Annotated in this window: 1 protein-coding gene; it reads right to left on the bottom strand. The window is 70.6% G+C overall.

Annotation, left to right across the window (positions count from 1 at the left end; genetic code table 11):
• Nucleotides 1–235, bottom strand: a 235-nt coding sequence (locus SB751_RS35395; RefSeq protein WP_410749664.1) for a hydantoinase/oxoprolinase family protein, incomplete at both ends; no start/stop codon positions are given.

Below are 235 nucleotides of genomic sequence, written 5' to 3'. Positions count from 1 at the left end.
CGCGTCATCCAGCCAGGCAATGCTGCCGCCGCCCGCGCCGATCACGTGGATATCCACCATCGGCGTCTTGACCGGATACCCGGCCACCTGACGGTGAGACGTGAACAAGGGCCGCCCATCGCAGATCAACGACACATCCGTGCTGGTGCCGCCCACGTCGAACGTCACCAGGTTCAGGCTGCCGATGGCGCGCCCCACCGCGGCGGCGCCCACCACGCCCGCGGCCGGCCCCGAC

Source organism: Cupriavidus sp. SIMBA_020 (assembly GCF_046535395.1).
Lineage (GTDB): Bacteria > Pseudomonadota > Gammaproteobacteria > Burkholderiales > Burkholderiaceae > Cupriavidus > Cupriavidus campinensis.
The sequence above is the reverse complement of the archived record's forward strand: the minus strand, read 5'-3'. Positions and strand labels throughout refer to the sequence as shown.